Consider the following 17380-nt stretch of genomic DNA (forward strand, 5'->3'; position numbering starts at 1 on the left):
TGAAAAAGCAATAATAAATAAAGGAAGGATCGTATGAATAAAAAAATAGTGTTAGCGGTAATGGTATCTGTATGTAATGTAATGCTTTTTGCCCGTACAAAAGAGACTAATGAGCAACGACTCGAAAGCACGTATAAGGATAAAAATATAACTGCTATAATCAAAAATGCTTCATCCAGTAAACAAGCAATTCAACGGATTAAACAATCAGGCCAATCGAATTTGCAACAATTGCAAAAAGATACTGTTGTTAATGTACTGATCTTAATGGCATTTAAGTTTAATGAACCAGTCGCTGATATTGCTAAACAAATGAAAAATGCAAAATTATCCTACAATGAGCAAGCAGTGAACAATTACATTGAAATGGGTACTAAATTAATTAATGCAGCAGTAGATAATAAGCCAGCTGAAATAAAACAATTACTTAAAAACGGTGCGGATGTTAATTTTTATGGCGCAGTGAGTGGTTTGCCCATTGGTTCAGCGCGCGTTGTTACGCCCTTACTAGCAGCAGTGGTAAATAATCCAGGTAATGTAAAATTAGCACGTATATTACTTGATGCTAAAGCAAATGTTAATTTTCAACGTGATTTTGATAAAAAATCTATACTATATCTTGCCGTAGAAAAAAATGATAAGGCAACAGACTATAGTGCAATCGTTGCTTTACTATTGAAATATAATGCGGATGTAAATACTCAAAATGCTGAAGGGGAGACGCCATTAGACCAAGCGATACGTAATAACAATATTCCCGATAAAATTGTACAGTTGCTTCTTGAAAAAGGTAATGCAAATCAAAAAACAAAAAATAAAGCGCTTATTAATGCCGTTACTCAAAATAGAATAGAAGTAGTACGTATGTTGCTTAAACATGGTGCACAGCAGGGTACAAAAAATGCTGAAGGTAAAACCGTAGCACAACTAGCTGAAGGTAAACCGGAAATTCAAGCATTATTACAAAATAATAAAAAGTAAATAATTTACATAAAAATAAGCAACGAAAGGGATGTTTTAAAAACCTGCCTTTCGTTGCTTTGAATATGTTATTTATTTCTATTGAGTGCAGCACGACGTGCTTTGCGTGCTTCTTTCATACGTAAATTGCTCTCTGCGCGTTGTTGTTTATGACGGATTTCTCGTTCTTGACGACGGTTTTCATGTTGTTGTTTACGCTCGTTTTTGCGTTTTTCCATCTGAACTCGTCGTTCTTCATGTTTTCTTTTTTGTTCTTCTCGTTGCTGTGTAAGATTTTCGCGCGTCTGATCTTCAACGGCGAGTACGCTCATACTACATATGGTCATGGTACATATGACGAATAGTCGTTTCATCGAATTACTCCTTATTTTAGAAAATGGTAATTAAGATTACTCTCTGCACGTTGTTATTAAATAATAAGAATAGTGCTTCGTCAATAAAAAAGAACAGGCGTAACCAAGGTTACGCCCATTCTTAATACAAGCACACATTATTATCATTACTATTTATACTGCAGGGATCGAATAAACCTCAATTTCCCCTATCAACCTCCAATTTCCAGGTGTTTGAACCCAGTGTACGGTATATAATAACCTATAATTTGTAAAAATCAAGCAATAACTCTTTATTTTAGGTGATTGGTAGTGGTAATATTAAAGTAAGGTTTATATTTTTTGTTGAAAGATATTTTATGAATATAATAAAGTACTTATTTTTAATACTAATGGTTGCTACTGGTGTGTATGCTATGGAACAAACACACCCAGCGTCTCTTGAGTATATGCCACCAGAGATTAAACTAGAAATTATTAGGTTAGTTGGCACGGCAGATACCTTTGATGAAGCAATTAATAACCTGAGAGCTCTTGCTGCGACCAATAAAGCATTTAATACGTGGATTAAGAATGCTCGTACAACGGAAGAATTAGTTAAGCAATTAGCGCACACGTTTAAGATACCTGAAATATCTTTTAAAAGTTCTACACAGGGAATAGGTTGGAATAAAAACGCAGTAAATAGATATTTTGCGGAAGGTAATCAATTGGTGGCAGCTGTACAAACTAATAACTCTCGACGAGTAGAAGAGCTGTTAAAGCAAGGAGCTGATGGTGATTTTTATCATTTAAATTCATTTTCGAATCAGCCATATACGCCCTTAACGCTTGCAATTGTATTCACACGTAATAAAGAAATAATGGGGCTTTTGCTCCAATATGGTGCAGATCCAAATTATGGAGTTACCCCTCATTTTATACCGCTTGAGCTTGAATTGTCAGGAGGAAATGTTGATCCAGAAACAATTGAATTATTGCTCAAATATGGAGCTCGTGTATCTGAAGAACAATTGGAAAGAGAGCAAAAAATGGGAGATGAACGCATTATTAATATGTTAAAACAAGCGATTGAGCAACAAAAAGGTAAGTAATGACAGAAAGCGATTTGTTATGAAGTATATAAAATATATATTGTGTATTAATCTACTTTGTGCAATGCAGTTTGTGTATAGCCAAACAGAGACGATAACATCTATGACTGATTTGCCGCTAGAAATAAAGACCATAATTATTACGCATATTACTCAAACAAACTCACTTGATGAGGCGATTAATAATCTAAAAAATGTTCCATTAGTTAACAAAGAGTTTAATGGTTTGATGAAAAATCCAATTGTTACTAGATATGTCATACAATCATTAGCGCAAAAATTTAGCATTTCACGTATTGCATTTTTGAGTAATGACAATTTATCAAAAATAGGTCTGAATAAAGAAGCGGTAGAGAAGTATTTTGCTGATGGTTCTGCTTTGACTGAAGCTATTTATGATAAAGATTATCAACGTGTATATAGCTTACTCAGGCAGGGTGTGGATAGTAATTATATTACAGATATGCTTATAGAACAACCACGTTCAGCACTGATGATAGCAGCTTATACTGGTAATGCTGATGTTGTACGCGTATTGCTTGAACATGGCGCAAATCCCAACTATAAAAATACAGAAGGACTTACTGCACTCGATATAGTGACATGCCAATCATTTGAAGATATGCCAGAAGTTGTTGAATTATTATTAAAGTATGGTGCAAAACCGGCATGTAGACATGTCGAATGTGCACGGCAATATGGGCACAATATGTTTCAGTTGCTTGAAAAGCAGATGCAGAAAGTGTGCCCGTAATCTATAAGTAGCATTGTACGTTAATCTGTAACTCGTGCTCAATTTGCTTTAATAAATCAGCTTCAAGTTTAATTTTTTCCTTGGTAGACAACTGTAATTGTTTACCATTTTCATGAAATATTATTTCTAGTGGTACTGTTCCAGAAGGCAAAAGATGTTTGAGTTTTTCTAGCATCTCTTGCTCAACAGTTGCTGGTAGGGTGCAAACTGTTTTTTCTATACGTGGCCATGCTTGCAGAACTAGTTCAATGGGCACTAGGTTATTAACCTTAATTTTACATTTTGTGGTTGATGTTGGATCAATAGTTCCTTTTACTATAAATACCGTGTATTCATCCAACCATTGTTCAACAGCAGAAAAAGTTTTAGGGAACAAAATGAGTTCTGCGGCGCTGCTTGTATCTTCAAGTTGTACAAAACTCATGCGATCTCCTTTTTTGGTCAAAATATCTTTACGATTTTTGATAAGTCCGCATCCGATAATAGTTATCTCTTGTCCAGTATTACTTTCTTTTACTTTTTGGAGTGCTTGATCAAATGGTGTAATAGTGAACCATTTCAATTGTTTGCTATATGCTTCTAGCGGATGGGCCGTAACATAAAAGCCCATGGCGTTGTGTTCTTTTTCAAGTTTTTCTTTATCTGCCCATTCTTTACGTGGTTCAAATTCATAATAAATATGTTCTTTGTTTATCTGTGCACCACCACCAAATAAGCCCATTTGTCCGGTGGCGGTATCACGTTTATAGGCAACGGCTTGTTCTATTATTTGATGAATTTCTTCAAACTGTTGTGCGCGATTACCAGGGAGTTTATCAAATGCACCCGCACAAATTAAATTTTCAATAACTCGTTTGTTTGCAGTACGTAAATCTATGCGTTTACAAAAATCAAGTAAGTCCAAGAAAGGACCTTTTTTTGTACGTTCGGCAATAATATTTTCAAGTGCAGCTAGACCAACGTTCTTGATGCCCTGTAATCCGAATAAAATTTTATTATCGACAACAGAAAATTGAATTTCAGATGTGTTGATGTCTGGTGGCAAGATTGCAAGACCCATATCTTTTGCTTCTTGTAAATAAAAGCTCATTTTGTCGGCATTGGTAGCCTCAAGAGAAATTAAGCATGCCATAAATTCAGCAAGATAATTTGCTTTTAAATAGGCTGTTTGATACGCAATGAGTGCATACGCAGCGGAATGAGATTTGTTGAATCCATAGCCGGCAAAATAAGCCATTAAGTCGAATAGTTCAGCGGCTTTTTTACCATCAAAACCACGTTCTTGTGATTTTTGTAAAAATAGTTCGCTCTGTTCAGCCATAACTTCTGCTTTTTTCTTACCCATGGCACGACGCAAGATATCAGATTCACCAAGGCTGTAACCCGCAATAGTGGATGCAATTTTCATCACTTGTTCTTGATATACAATAACACCATAAGTTTCTTGCAAAATCGGCGCAAGCTCATCGAACAAATAAGTAATCTGTTGACGCCCGTGTCTGCGCTCAATAAAATCATCCACCATGCCTGAACCGAGTGGTCCTGGGCGATACAAAGCATTGACGGCAATAATATCTTCAAATTTATCTGGTTGTAGTTTGCGTAGAACTTCTTTTAGACCTTCTGATTCCAATTGGAATACGCCTGATGTATTACCAGCGCAAATAAGTTGGAATGTGCGTGTATCATCAAGAGGAATTTTGTTCATATCAAGCATGATGCCATGATTTTTTTTGATGAGTTGTATGGCATGAGCAATAAGTGTTAAGTTTTTGAGCCCTAAAAAGTCGATTTTTAAAAATCCTATACTTTCCAATTCGCTCATTGCATACTGTGCGACTAATTCAGTGCTTTTTGGGGGTACATATACTGGTAATACTTCATCAATCGGCTCAGGTGAGATTACAATGCCGGCTGCATGTTTGGATGCATGACGCGTGAGGCCTTCAAGTTTACGTGCAATGCTGACTAGTTTGTTAACTTTTGGGTTATTTGCGACCATGTCTTTTAGACGTGGTTCTTGTTCAATCGCCTCATCGAGTGTAATTTTTAATTGATCGGGAATGAGGTTTGTTATTGCATTGGAGTCTTCAAAAGAAAAGCCAAGTACGCGTGCTACGTCTTTGATTACTCCCTTTGCCATCATAGTACCAAAGGTGATAATATGACATACTTTGTCATGACCATATTTTTGACGAACATATTCAATTACACGATCTCGTCCTTCTATACAAAAATCAATATCAATATCAGGCATCGTCACCCGTTCAGGATTCAGAAACCGTTCAAAAAGTAAATTGTATTTGAGCGGATCAATATTAGTTATTTCTAGTGCCCAGGCAACGAGAGAACCTGCTGCAGAGCCACGTCCGGGTCCGACTGGAATACCTGAGCGGTGTGCCCATTGAATAAAATCACTGACAACTAAAAAGTATCCTATAAAGCCCATGTTTATAATGAGATCTACTTCCATCGTGAGTCGTTCTTGATATTCAGCAAAATTATCAGCGAGAATTAATCCATTAGTTTTTAGAGTATCTAAGCCCTTTTGGCACAGATGTCTGAAAAAACTTTCTTGCGTGAATTCCTGAGGAATTTCAAATTTTGGAAAAAATAACTTATCTGTTTCAAAATCAAACTCACATTGATCTGCTATTTTACCCGTATTCCAGATAGCATCAGGGTGATCTGGAAATAACGATAACATTTCCTCTGCGGTACGCATATGTACTCGACAATCACCAAACGTATAGCGATCCGGATCATCCAACTTATTATGTGTTTGAATAGCAAGCATAATTTCATGTGCTTCTCTGTCTTCTGCATGCACATAATGACAATCGCCTGCAGCAATAAGTTGAATATTCTTTTCAGCACTTAATCTATATAAATGATTATTCAGAATTTTTTGCTCAGCTTGGTCTTCTGGTTGTATTTCTAGGAAATATCGTTCAGGGCCAAAAACATTCATGAACCAATCAAGCTGCTTATTGAGGGCAGTATCATCACCGGTTTGTAGTAGTTTTGAAATATGACCACCCAAACAGGCAGATGTTACAATTAATCCTTCATTATATTTTTCAAGCATGGGGTAATCAATACGTGGCTTGAAATAAAAACCTTCCTGAAAAGAATAAGAAATTAATTTACATAGATTACGGTACCCTTGTTGATTTTGTACGAGTAATATCTGGTGATAATATTTGTTATTTGCATCTTTTAAGCGAGCATTTTCGGTAATATATGCTTCTATGCCAAGAATAGGTTTTATGCCAGACTTTTTACATTGTTGAAAAAATTTTACTGCACCAAAAATATTGCCATGATCAGTAATTGCAAGTGCTTTAAAATTATGCTCTTTGCCAAAGTTGATAAGTTTTTGCGTAGAAATTGCGCCGTCCAGCAATGAATAGTCGGTATGTAAATGCAGGTGTGTAAAATGTTTACTCATATAAATTGAAAACCTTACCCATGAAAAATGCCGTAACAATATGTTTTATTGTACGGCATCTAGTGAAAAAAGTTGAGCAGAAAAAATAATTATACAATATTTTGTGTTTGCTCACGTGCCTTTTCTATTTCTACTTTTACATTAATAGCACGTGTACTAATTTGGGCATCAGAACATTTTGCAGTAATGGTGTTTATTTCGCGCCCCAATTCTTGAAGAGTAAAATCTAAACGTTTTCCCTTTTCTATTTGTGGCGAATCCAATTGTTCGCGTAAACTTTTTATATGGCTTTTGAAACGGATAATTTCTTCATGTATGTCGAGCTTGTCAAGCATAGCATAAAGTGCTTCTTGGCGTGCTTGTGCCAATGAGCTTTCATCATGGGTAATTTCTGCCAGAGCTTTTTGAACTTTTTCTTTGTGTGTTTCAATCAACTGTTGTGATAATGTTTCGATTACATCTATTTCTTTTTGCATAATCGCAATGCGTTCTTGAATATCTTTTTTGAGTGCTTGACCTTCTTGTTCTCGTGCTTGTACTACACGGTCGATGAGTTCTTCAATAGTATCAATTATTTTTTGTTCGATTTCTTCATCGGACCCAATTTCTTCTACCGCAAAAATATTGGGTAATTGTAGTACTTGATCAAGCGTGATTTCCTGTTTGATATTATGTGTTTTTCTTATGGTATTAATCGCGTTAATATAATTCTGTATAGTATTGAGTGCTGGTTCAATATTACCACGGAATAAACTTGGATTGCTCAGATGGATGGTCAGGTATACATGACCACGTACCAACTTTTTTTTACACAGTTTAATAAGTTTAGTTTCAAGGTGAGAAAGTGTGTAGGGTAGTTTGAATGTTGTTTCAAAAAAGCGATAGTTAAGTGATTTTAAACTAATGGCAACACTTGTTTTTTCACCAGATGGAGCCGTAAGTACAAATGTTATATGTGCAAAACCGGTCATGCTTTGAATCATAGATATTCCATTACGCTAAATTAGTGTATACGTTTTTTACGTCGTCATCATCTTGTAAAGCGGACAGTAGTTCAAGTGCTTTTTCTTCTTGTGATGACTCTAATGACATGGTATTTTTAGGAACCCATTCAAGGCCAGAATTTTCAATATGCATGCCGGCTTTTTTCATGATATCTTTTACTTGTTCTATTGATTTTGATTCACATATGACGGTAAACCAATTCTTGTCGACCCGGATATCTTTTATGTTAAAATCCAACAGTGCTTCGAGCAATGTATCTTCTGTTATGGTTGGATGAGTTGCATTAATTACACCCAATTGTTCGAACATCCAGTTGACCGATCCGGTATCGCCTAAGTTGCCACCATGCTTGCTAAATAAATGACGCAATGAAGCTACAGTACGATTTTTATTATCAGAAAGTGTTTCGACAATAATGGCAATGCCACCTGGACCATAACCTTCATAAGTGAATTCTTCATAACTTACACCAGGGATTTCACCGGTACCACGTTTAATTGCGCGCTGTGCATTATCAATGGGCATATTAATTTCTTTGCCTTTTTCCAGAAGCTGTCGCAAATGTGGATTATGTGCAGGATCACCACCACCTCGGCGTGCTGAAACAGTGATTTCCTTAATAAGTTTGGTGAACGCTTGACCGCGTTTTGAATCTTCTTTTGCTTTTTTGTGTTTAATTTGAGACCACTTATTATGTCCTGCCATGGGCATTTTCTCCTGCAAAAATAACTGAATTGATACCTCCATGTACTATGGTATCGTTTTGTGGGCTTTTTGTCGATTCAGACCTACAATAAAGTGTCTTGCCCTAAAAATTTTTTGTGTAAATGAGGTAATTTCTTACGTGCAATTTGCCGGCCGCGTGCTGTTTTTTCCAGATACCCTTTGCGCAGTAAGAAGGGCTCATACACCGTTTCTATGGTATCTGCATCTTCGCCAACAAGAGATGCAAGCGTGTCTAGACCAACTGGACCACCATTAAAATGTTCAATAATTTTGCGAAGTAATAGATTGTCAACTTTGGTTAATCCATCATCATCGATACCAAGAAATTGCAGTGCCTGTGTAACTAATGCATCATGTGCAATATTGTTGTTGTGTACTTGAGCAAAATCTCGTACACGCCGCAATATTTTCTTTGCTATTCGTGGTGTGCCGCGTGCGCATTGTGCAATTTTTAATGCGCCCATAGGTGAAATATTAACTTGAAGAAATTGAGCGTTTTGTAGAATGATATCGCGTAATTCTTCGTCTTCATAAAAATCTAATCGTTCGGTGATACCAAATCGGCTACGCAATGGCGCAGATAGCATACCACTTTTGGTAGTAGCACCAACGAGTGTGAATGGATGAATGGGTAAACTGACCGATTGTGCTCCGGCACCTTGACCAATAATAACATCTACGCGAAATTGTTCCATAGCACTATACAATATTTCCTCTACTGTAGTTGGTAAGCGATGAATCTCATCAATAAAGAATATGCTGCGTGGTTCAAGGCCAGATAATATGGCAACCAAATCGCCCGTGCGCTCCAGCATAGGACCGCTACAAATTTTTATTCCGACACCCATGACATGTGCCATGATATGCGCAAGCGTTGTTTTACCCAGACCTGGAGGGCCAAACAATAACATATGATCGAGTGGCTCATTACGCATCTTGGCTGCTTGCGTGTACACATCGAGCTTTTTTTTCAGTTCCGTTTGTCCAATGTAATGGTCAAATGTTTTTGGAACAAAATCAAAACTAGTTTCTTCAGGTATTTCTTGTAGTGCAATAATATCAATGCCTTGCATTTCTTCCATATATATACCTACATTAATAGAATATCGGTTGAGTAACAAAAGATATCTTATATAAATTACTTCATAAGGTCTAATGAAAAGGTGAGACATGCAAATATTATTGTTCTTGGCATTTACTGCATGTATAGCAAGTTGTATAGGCATTATTTCTGGATTTGGTGTAGGCACTATAATGACACCACTTGTTTTATTGATTTTACCATTGTCGCAGACACTATTTTTGGTTGGTATTATTCATTTAATGAATAGCATTGGCAAGGTTGTTTTATTTAAAAATTATATTGTATGGGATTTAGTGTTTAAAAGTGGGGTTCCTGCAATTATAACAAGTTTTATAGGAGCGTTGTTAGTAGGATATATGCCGAACATTATGATAAAAGTGCTTGGGATATTTTTTATAATCTATAGTTTTTTCATAGTATACAAACCTACTTTTTATATCCCGCCAACTAACAGTTTTAAGCTACTAGGAGGAAGTGTATATGGATTTTTAGCCGGTATATCAGGTATACGAGGTGCTGTGGGTGCTATGTTTTTTTCAGCATTGAATTTGAGAAAAGAAAGTTATTTAGGTACCGTAGGGGTAATTGGTTGTGCGGTAGATATGATACGTTTGCCAATGTATTGGTACTATGGCGTACATGTAGATTATGATTTTATGTCGAAAATAGGCATTACGTTGATAAGCGCTTTTATAGGAATATATATGGGGAAATATTTAACGGACAAAATTTCACAAAGACATTTCCGCTATGTTATTGCACTATTTTTATTATTGATGGGATTACGATTACTAATATTACCTAGTATGTAACAGATACATATTCTTCTAAGTATTTTTGTTGCATAGCAATCCGACTAAACCACCCAAGGCTAGCGAAGGTTATCCACAGATTACTGAGTCCATAACTCATCAATGGCAAGGGGATGCCAACGATAGGTAATAATCCAATGACCATACCAACATTAATAATAACAGAGAGTATGATATGCAATACAATACCGATTGCAAACAATTGAATATCAGCATCATGGAATGTCAGAATAGTCAAAAACATGCGCCAAAACAATAATGCAAACAGTATGAGTACGCAAAGAGCTCCAACAAATCCCCATTCTTCGCATAATACGGCAAAAATAAAGTCAGTTCGACTTTCGGGCAAAAATTGTAATTGATTTTGTGTGCCACGCAATAAACCTTTACCTTGTATGCCGCCTGATCCTATTGCAATGGCTGCTTGTTCAATTTGGTATCGTTCTTTATGGCTACTACCATAACCCATAAATACGGCAATACGATTTTTTTGATATGGTTTGAGTATAAATTTCCAAACAATAGGCATAGCGATAGCAGAAACAAAAAAACCAATAATAAAAAATTTTTTATCAATTCCTGCGAGCCACAGCATTACGAGTCCGGTAAATGCAATAATAAGTGCGGTGCCCAGATCCGGTTGCTTTAAAATAAGTACAAAGCTAAGACCCAGCATGCCTAGGATAGGTAGGTATGTATACCACGAACGTTTGTTCGGACCATATTCAGTATGAATGTGATATGCCGCAAATGCGGGGAAGAATAATTTTGCTAATTCAGATGGTTGCAATTTTATAAAGCCAACACTAATCCAGCGTTGTGCTCCCATACCAATACTGCCTTTTACTAAAGTAAATAATAACAGGCCAATGACGCCTACATATCCAAAGTATCCCCATCGCAGTAGGGTGCGATAATCAATTAAGCAACATAAAAAATAAATAATGATACCTGAAATAATACCAAATAATTGTTTTTTAAAATAAATCGATATAGGTGTGATTGTTGTATAAGTGGCACTAAACACAAAAAGTAAACCAATGCTTGCAAGTGCTAATATTAGTATAAAATATACCCAATCAAAGTATTTAAATATGCGTTGTTCCACACTGAACATAAAATTTCCTAATTATTTTTATGTTCAGTCTAGCGATAATTGGAGGTGTGGCAAGATGAAATAAATTGTTAGCTTTTTGTTTGTTCTAAAAAATGTATAATTTCTATACTTTCAGCATTTTTGGCACTGTCAAGGGGAGTATTATCACTTTTATTTTTTATGTGAGTGCTAGCGCCGCATTGAATAAGTGTTTGAACCATAGCAATACGGTTATTACCACAGGCGATATGTAATGGTGTGTTCCCATTATTATCTTGAAAGTCAGGATTGCCCCCTAGTTCTATTAAGTGGACAATTTCTTCCATAATATTTTCCGCATTATGCCAATAAGATCTATCAAGCTTAGATTGTATTTGTTGATCTAAATCTTTTTTATGGGAAGATTCCATACTAAGTAGCTGAATGCCGGTACATACAACAAAAAATGGTACATATAATTTTTTCATGGACTTCTTTCTGACTGGTATAAAAAATTAATCAATATGTTTTATAGTCTACAGACAGCTTCAGCTTGTTCAATTATTTTTTTTATTCTGTGATCAGTAAAGCCAAGACTCTTGAATGCATGTTGATATTTATTGGCATCGCGGCATAGCACCAGTCCCTGTTTGATTAATTCACGTTTGTGTTGCGCAGTTAACTCTTGCAGGGCAGTGATAGGGTGAATGCCAAGTGTATCAATTAAGTGTGCAAGTCCTTTGCTGGTCGGATAATTCCAGCCCAGTAATTGTATACGCATACATTCACCATATTTGATAACCTCTGATGTAAATTGTGTATTGGTAACAATCCATGCTTCATGAAATTGTTCTGTTTTTTTGATGTCTTCAAAACGTGCTTGTGTATATAAGGCAACTTGAATATCAGTTTTTGTGCCTAAACTATTATGGAATTTGCATTCTACCATGGCATATTTATGTTGTTTTTCTGTAATAACATCAATTTCATGTTCTACACATGCACCGCGTATTATTTGGTTTGTTTTTGTATGAAAGTCTTGTGCTTGTAAAATATGTGCTATGAATTGTTCAAAGGGGAACCCTATGGGGCCCAATTCAATCAATGCACGTTTTAAGTTATATCGTGCAGCAATTGGTGGGGTAATTTTTTGCAAGAAGCCACTCACAATCGCATGGATTTCCTGCGTAGTTTGTGGCTGTTGTGCTGTTATTTCTCGCAGAATAACATCAATCAGATTACCATCTGCACCAGCTTTTTTTAAAGAACGTTTTAGTTTTTCTGCATCAAATAGTTCTTTTTCGCCGGATGTTTTTTCAACATAGTGTGGCATCAATAGTCTCGTTATTCTTTGCGGCCTCTACGGTAATAACCTGCAAATAAGTTATAAAGTACAATAAGTATGAATGATGAGACGTATGTATAAATAGAAATTTCTGCAAGTGCAATTGCAAAATTAATTGGTCGTATTGCAAAAAATGGTTTGAGGTATTTTACTAATTTAAGACGATCAAGGTGAAATAGTGGTGCAGCATACTCAAATGCAGAACTTGGAAATACTTTAATTAATATAGTAGCAAGTGCATACATACCAGTGGTTACTATGGTAGATGCGAGTGCAAATGCATGTGCTTTTATTTTCATAGCGATACTCCCTTTTTTACGTGATTTATATATTGATACTATAAATCATCGGAGGTTATTCAAGCAATAAAAGCATAACAACAGTTGTAATAATGCTTAGGATTATGTGAATTAGGATATAGGATATAATTATGGAGAGTAAAAAAAATGGTCGGGATGGCCAGACTCGAACTGGCAACCCCTCGCTCCCAAAGCGAGTGCGCTACCGATTGCGCCACATCCCGACACCAAATATGCTAGTTATAGTAACAGATTCTATCTGACTTGCAACTAAAATAGTGCGAATTTAATGGGGTGAGTGATGGGGATCGAACCCATGACCTCCAGAACCACAACCTGGCGCTCTACCGATTGAGCTACACTCACCATATACTTCAAAGATAAGTACGCATAGTAGTATACGTGCTTTTGGTTAAAAATCAAAGAGAAATTTGGTCTTTTAAGCCACATTTGCCTCATTTGTCAGGCGGTGGGCGATATGGTAATATTATACTAATGATAAATAGGAATTGGGTAGAAAAATCTAATAATTTCAAGAATTAATATGTCAAAACAAAGCAAAACGCTCAAAAACACCGATTGGATCAAAGTATTCGGTGCACGCGAGCATAACTTAAAAGACATTAACGTAGCTATCCCCAAGGGCAAATTAACGGTGATTACCGGGCCATCAGGTTCAGGTAAAAGTTCTCTTGCTTTAGACGTTCTTTTTACCGAGGGTAAACGGCGTTATATGGAGTCGCTTTCGGCATATGCACGCCAATTCTTAGGTACTGCAAAAAAACCCGATGTTGACCGTATTGAAGGATTGTGTCCTTCTATTGCTATAGAGCAAAAAACGGTAAGCAGTAATCCGCGTTCTACCGTAGGGACTATTACTGAATTATATGATTATTTACGGGTGCTTTTTGCACGTATTGGTCAAGTACATTGTCCTGATTGTCATACCGCTATTTCAGCACAATCTCCTGATACAATTACCGCACTATTGAGTGCAAAATTTGCTAATAAAACGGTTACCATTGCTGCCCCTTATGCGCAAGAAAAAAAGGGCGAATTTGTTAATGAATTAACGCAACTATTTCATGCCGGATTATATCGGTTTATGATTGACGGTGAACGGCATAAATTTACTGCAGTGGATCAAATTCATGCACTTAATTTAAAGAAAACAAAAAAACACACGATTGATATTTTAATTGATGTGGTTGAAATAACCTCTGCCGAACGTTCACGTTTGCAGGAGGCTATTGAGGCTGCATTTAAGCATGCGGGCGGCATGTGCAAAGTTATTGTAGGACATGAGGAATATCTCTATTCATCACACCGTATGTGTGTAAAATGTAGCGGTTCAGTACCTGAAGTGGAACCACGATTATTTTCTTTCAATTCACCAATTGGTGCGTGTCCTGGTTGCCATGGTTTGGGAATTACTCATGAATGGCCTTGGGGTGATAATGATCCGAATGCGTGGAAAGCAGAATATCCATCATTTTTTGGTAAGTATGCAACGGAGCATACATGCCGTGAATGTTATGGCAAACGTCTGAATAAATTTGCATTGGCAATTACGTTGGATGATAAAGACATATACCAAGTGTGTGAGTATCCAATCAAAGATGCATTACAGTTTTTCAAAACACTCAAACTTGACCCGACTGCCAAAGAAATTGGTCATGGCCTTATTAAAGAAATTATTGATCGCCTGACCTTTTTGTATGATGTTGGTCTTGGCTATTTAACCTTAAATCGTTCTGCTGCTACTTTGTCCGGTGGTGAAGGGCAACGGATTCGATTAGCAACACAAATAGGGTCCTCATTGTCTGGTGTATTATATATTTTGGATGAACCAAGTATTGGTTTGCATCAACGCGATAATGATCGTCTGATCGAAACACTTAAAAAATTACGCGATCAAGATAATACAGTGGTTGTGGTAGAGCATGACCATGATACTATGGAGCAGGCAGACTATCTAATTGATATGGGTCCTGCTGCCGGTACCTTGGGCGGTTCGGTAACAGCTGCAGGAACTCCTACAGAGTTAAAGAAAAATGATAAATCATTAACCGGTGCATACTTGGCTGGTAAGCGTATGATTGTTGTACCAACGTCAGTGCGTACGCCAAAATCATACATGACCTTACATAACGCTACGGCAAATAACTTGCAGGATCTTACCGTTGCATTTCCGCTTGGTGTGTTATGTGGTATCTCTGGCGTTTCAGGGTCTGGTAAAAGTTCATTAATTATGCATGAATTAGTGCCAGCAGTTGAACGTGAATTAGCAGGTACTAAGCGTTCAAAGACGTCTCATGATATAAATCTTGAAGGTGCTCAATCATTACAAAATTTAGTAGTTATTGATCAGAAGCCAATTGGTCGTACGCCGCGTTCAAACCCGGCAACTTATTTAGGAATTTTTGATCAAATACGCGCATTGTTTGCAGGATTGCCAGAAAGTAATGCGCGCGGATATACGTTGGGGCGTTTCAGTTTTAACGTGCCGGAAGGGCGTTGTTCAGCATGTAAGGGTGAAGGCACCATTACAGTAGAAATGCACTTTCTGCCGGAAGTCAAAATGACCTGTAAAGTGTGTAAAGGATCACGTTATAATACAGAAACGTTACAAATTACCTACAAAGGTAAAACTATTGCTGATGTATTAGAAATGACTGCGTACCAAGCGGCACTATTTTTTGCAGCACATAAACATATTGCAAAACGTTTACAATTACTCAGTGATGTAGGACTTGATTATCTCAAGCTTGGTCAACCATCTACTACATTGTCTGGTGGTGAAGCTCAGCGTATCAAACTTGTGGAAGAGCTTGCCAAACGTGGCAGTGATACTTTGTATATTTTAGATGAACCGACGACCGGACTACATACCAATGATATTCAAAAATTACTACAGGTGCTCAATAAATTGGTAGACAAGGGAAATTCAATGATCATTATTGAGCATAATCTTGATGTCCTCAAAACAGCAGATTATCTTATAGACCTTGGCCCAGAAGGTGGTGATGGTGGCGGTACTATTGTAGCTACCGGTACGCCACATGCAGTAGCACAGAACAGAAAAAGTCATACGGGTACATATCTCAAGCAACTTTTGAAAAAATAAACTATAATCAAAAGAGCTTAAATTCATCAATATTCATTATACATGCGTGCAGGGAGTGGGTATGTTTCTGCAATTAATATTTTTTTTAGTACCAATGGTGTGTGTGCAAGATATGTGTTATGGCATGAAGAGATCACATGAGCAAGCATTTCAACCATCGATTATATCGTGTCACGAAACTTCTGCGCAATTAAGCATCTTTGAAACAACTGGATTACTGGAAGATATGTGGGAAGAAATTATTGATCACGCTTTTACTCCTATAAAAATATTGCCCCTATCGGGACTAGTTGGTTATTACGTTTTTAATTATAAAGATGAAGCATTAGGAGGAATAAAGCTAATTACAACATTGCGTGCAACGAATAAGTACTTGAAGCAATTTCTATCGCCAGCACGCATAGTCCTTATGCTTAAAAAGTATAATTTGAAGCAACAAGTATTAGATACCTATGTGGGATATTTTTTGGGAATACATACGTTTGATTGTTTTTTGAAAATTAATTTTCCTATCAATTTTTTTTGGACACGCATATTTTTTCAAGCGGGAGCAAATCCAAGTAGACAAATTTTTAGTGGGAAAAGTCTATTACATCTAATTATTATGAATAGGAGATTAGATGTTGCAAATCTATTATTACAAGCAGAGGCAGATATACAGGCAGAAGATATTAATGGCGATTCTCCTTTACATTATGCTGTTAATGCACGTTGCCCAATGAGTATACAATTATTAGTGCAATTCGGAGCAGACGTAAATGCAAAAAATTACAATAAGCAAACACCATTACATTTAGCAATTGAGCGGTGTTGTTTAAATACTATTAATGCATTATTGCAAGTTGGTGCAGATATAGAAGCAAAAAATAATCGAGAAGAAACACCTCTACACGTAGCAGTTAGCACTAGTAATCTATATGTACAGATTCCATATAGGTTAGAAGCTATACAAACATTATTGCGCGCAGGGGCAGATATAGAAGCAAGGGATTTTCATCAGGGCACACCACTACATGGGGCAGCTAGATGGGGTAGGCCTGCAGTATTACAAGAATTACTGGATGCAGGTGCAGAGGTAAATGCAAGAGATATGTATGGAAACACACCATTACATTGGGCAGTTGATTGGGGTGTACCAAAAAAAATTGTGCGGCTATTACTACAAGCAGGGGCAGACGTACATGCAAAAGATAATGATGGACGAACACCATTGGATTTGGCAGAGAAGAAAAAAGGGCGTCTAGAAATTGCGCAATTAATACGTGAATATAAAAAAGACTAAGGATGTTTATAAA

Annotated in this window: 15 protein-coding genes and 2 tRNA genes; 6 read left to right on the plus strand and 11 right to left on the minus strand. The window is 36.7% G+C overall.

All coding sequences use genetic code 11. The features are described 5' to 3' along the window. Window positions 1-33: 33 nt before the first annotated feature. Window positions 34-981, plus strand: coding sequence for an ankyrin repeat domain-containing protein (locus PK943_00950; protein HRN77783.1), 948 nt, complete (start codon window positions 34-36; stop codon window positions 979-981). A gap of 68 nt (window positions 982-1049) precedes the next feature. On the opposite strand, the gene PK943_00955 is transcribed toward PK943_00950, so the two are convergent. Then, window positions 1050-1334, minus strand: a complete 285-nt coding sequence (locus PK943_00955; GenBank protein ID HRN77784.1) for a hypothetical protein — start codon at window positions 1332-1334, stop codon at window positions 1050-1052. Between the two features lie 338 nt (window positions 1335-1672). On the opposite strand from PK943_00955, the gene PK943_00960 reads away from it, so the two are divergent. Both PK943_00960 and PK943_00965 read left to right on the plus strand, forming a co-directional pair. Continuing rightward, on the plus strand, window positions 1673-2407 hold the full coding sequence (locus tag PK943_00960) for a hypothetical protein (GenBank protein HRN77785.1): 735 nt from the start codon (window positions 1673-1675) through the stop codon (window positions 2405-2407). A 19-nt stretch (window positions 2408-2426) separates the two neighbouring features. After that, on the plus strand, window positions 2427-3161 hold the full coding sequence (locus PK943_00965; GenBank protein HRN77786.1) for an ankyrin repeat domain-containing protein: 735 nt from the start codon (window positions 2427-2429) through the stop codon (window positions 3159-3161). Between the two features lies 1 nt (window position 3162). Here the strand turns inward: PK943_00965 and dnaE are convergent, their stop codons facing one another. From dnaE to ruvB, 4 genes are all read right to left on the minus strand, one after another. Continuing rightward, entirely contained in the window at window positions 3163-6612 is a 3450-nt protein-coding gene (dnaE, locus tag PK943_00970) for a DNA polymerase III subunit alpha (protein HRN77787.1), read from the minus strand. An 89-nt stretch (window positions 6613-6701) separates the two neighbouring features. After that, entirely contained in the window at window positions 6702-7595 is an 894-nt protein-coding gene (locus PK943_00975) for a YicC family protein (protein ID HRN77788.1), read from the minus strand. Window positions 7596-7605: 10 nt separating this feature from the next. Beyond that, a complete protein-coding gene (locus PK943_00980; GenBank protein ID HRN77789.1) occupies window positions 7606-8322 on the minus strand; it encodes a YebC/PmpR family DNA-binding transcriptional regulator in 717 nt (238 codons plus the stop codon). Window positions 8323-8405: 83 nt separating this feature from the next. Beyond that, window positions 8406-9425: a Holliday junction branch migration DNA helicase RuvB gene (gene ruvB, locus PK943_00985; GenBank protein ID HRN77790.1), complete on the minus strand. Its 1020-nt coding sequence runs from the start codon at window positions 9423-9425 to the stop codon at window positions 8406-8408. Between the two features lie 88 nt (window positions 9426-9513). Here ruvB and PK943_00990 point away from each other — a divergent pair, with 88 nt between their 5' ends. Next, the gene (locus PK943_00990; GenBank protein HRN77791.1) at window positions 9514-10239 is read left to right on the plus strand and encodes a sulfite exporter TauE/SafE family protein; all 726 of its coding nucleotides are present in this window, start codon (window positions 9514-9516) and stop codon (window positions 10237-10239) included. On the opposite strand, the gene rodA is transcribed toward PK943_00990, so the two are convergent. The 6 genes from rodA to PK943_01020 form a co-directional block, all read right to left on the minus strand. Continuing rightward, window positions 10229-11356, minus strand: coding sequence for a rod shape-determining protein RodA (gene rodA, locus PK943_00995; GenBank protein ID HRN77792.1), 1128 nt, complete (start codon window positions 11354-11356; stop codon window positions 10229-10231). The two genes, PK943_00990 and rodA, sit on opposite strands and share 11 nt — an antisense overlap. Before the next feature lie 68 nt (window positions 11357-11424). Beyond that, entirely contained in the window at window positions 11425-11802 is a 378-nt protein-coding gene (locus PK943_01000) for an ankyrin repeat domain-containing protein (protein HRN77793.1), read from the minus strand. 41 nt (window positions 11803-11843) lie between these two features. Then, window positions 11844-12647, minus strand: coding sequence for a restriction endonuclease (locus PK943_01005; GenBank protein ID HRN77794.1), 804 nt, complete (start codon window positions 12645-12647; stop codon window positions 11844-11846). Between the two features lie 11 nt (window positions 12648-12658). Then, entirely contained in the window at window positions 12659-12958 is a 300-nt protein-coding gene (locus tag PK943_01010; protein ID HRN77795.1) for a hypothetical protein, read from the minus strand. Between the two features lie 148 nt (window positions 12959-13106). After that, window positions 13107-13182: transfer RNA gene (locus PK943_01015), tRNA-Pro, on the minus strand. A gap of 66 nt (window positions 13183-13248) precedes the next feature. Continuing rightward, window positions 13249-13324: transfer RNA gene (locus tag PK943_01020), tRNA-His, on the minus strand. A gap of 178 nt (window positions 13325-13502) precedes the next feature. Between PK943_01020 and uvrA the strand changes: the two genes are divergently transcribed. Then, window positions 13503-16085, plus strand: coding sequence for an excinuclease ABC subunit UvrA (gene uvrA, locus PK943_01025; protein ID HRN77796.1), 2583 nt, complete (start codon window positions 13503-13505; stop codon window positions 16083-16085). A 61-nt stretch (window positions 16086-16146) separates the two neighbouring features. Continuing rightward, window positions 16147-17367 (plus strand): ankyrin repeat domain-containing protein, encoded by a 1221-nt coding sequence (locus PK943_01030; GenBank protein ID HRN77797.1) that lies wholly within the window; start codon window positions 16147-16149, stop codon window positions 17365-17367. Window positions 17368-17380: the final 13 nt, after the last annotated feature.

The organism is Candidatus Dependentiae bacterium (genome assembly GCA_035445995.1).
Lineage (GTDB): Bacteria > Babelota > Babeliae > Babelales > Vermiphilaceae > DAOMRS01.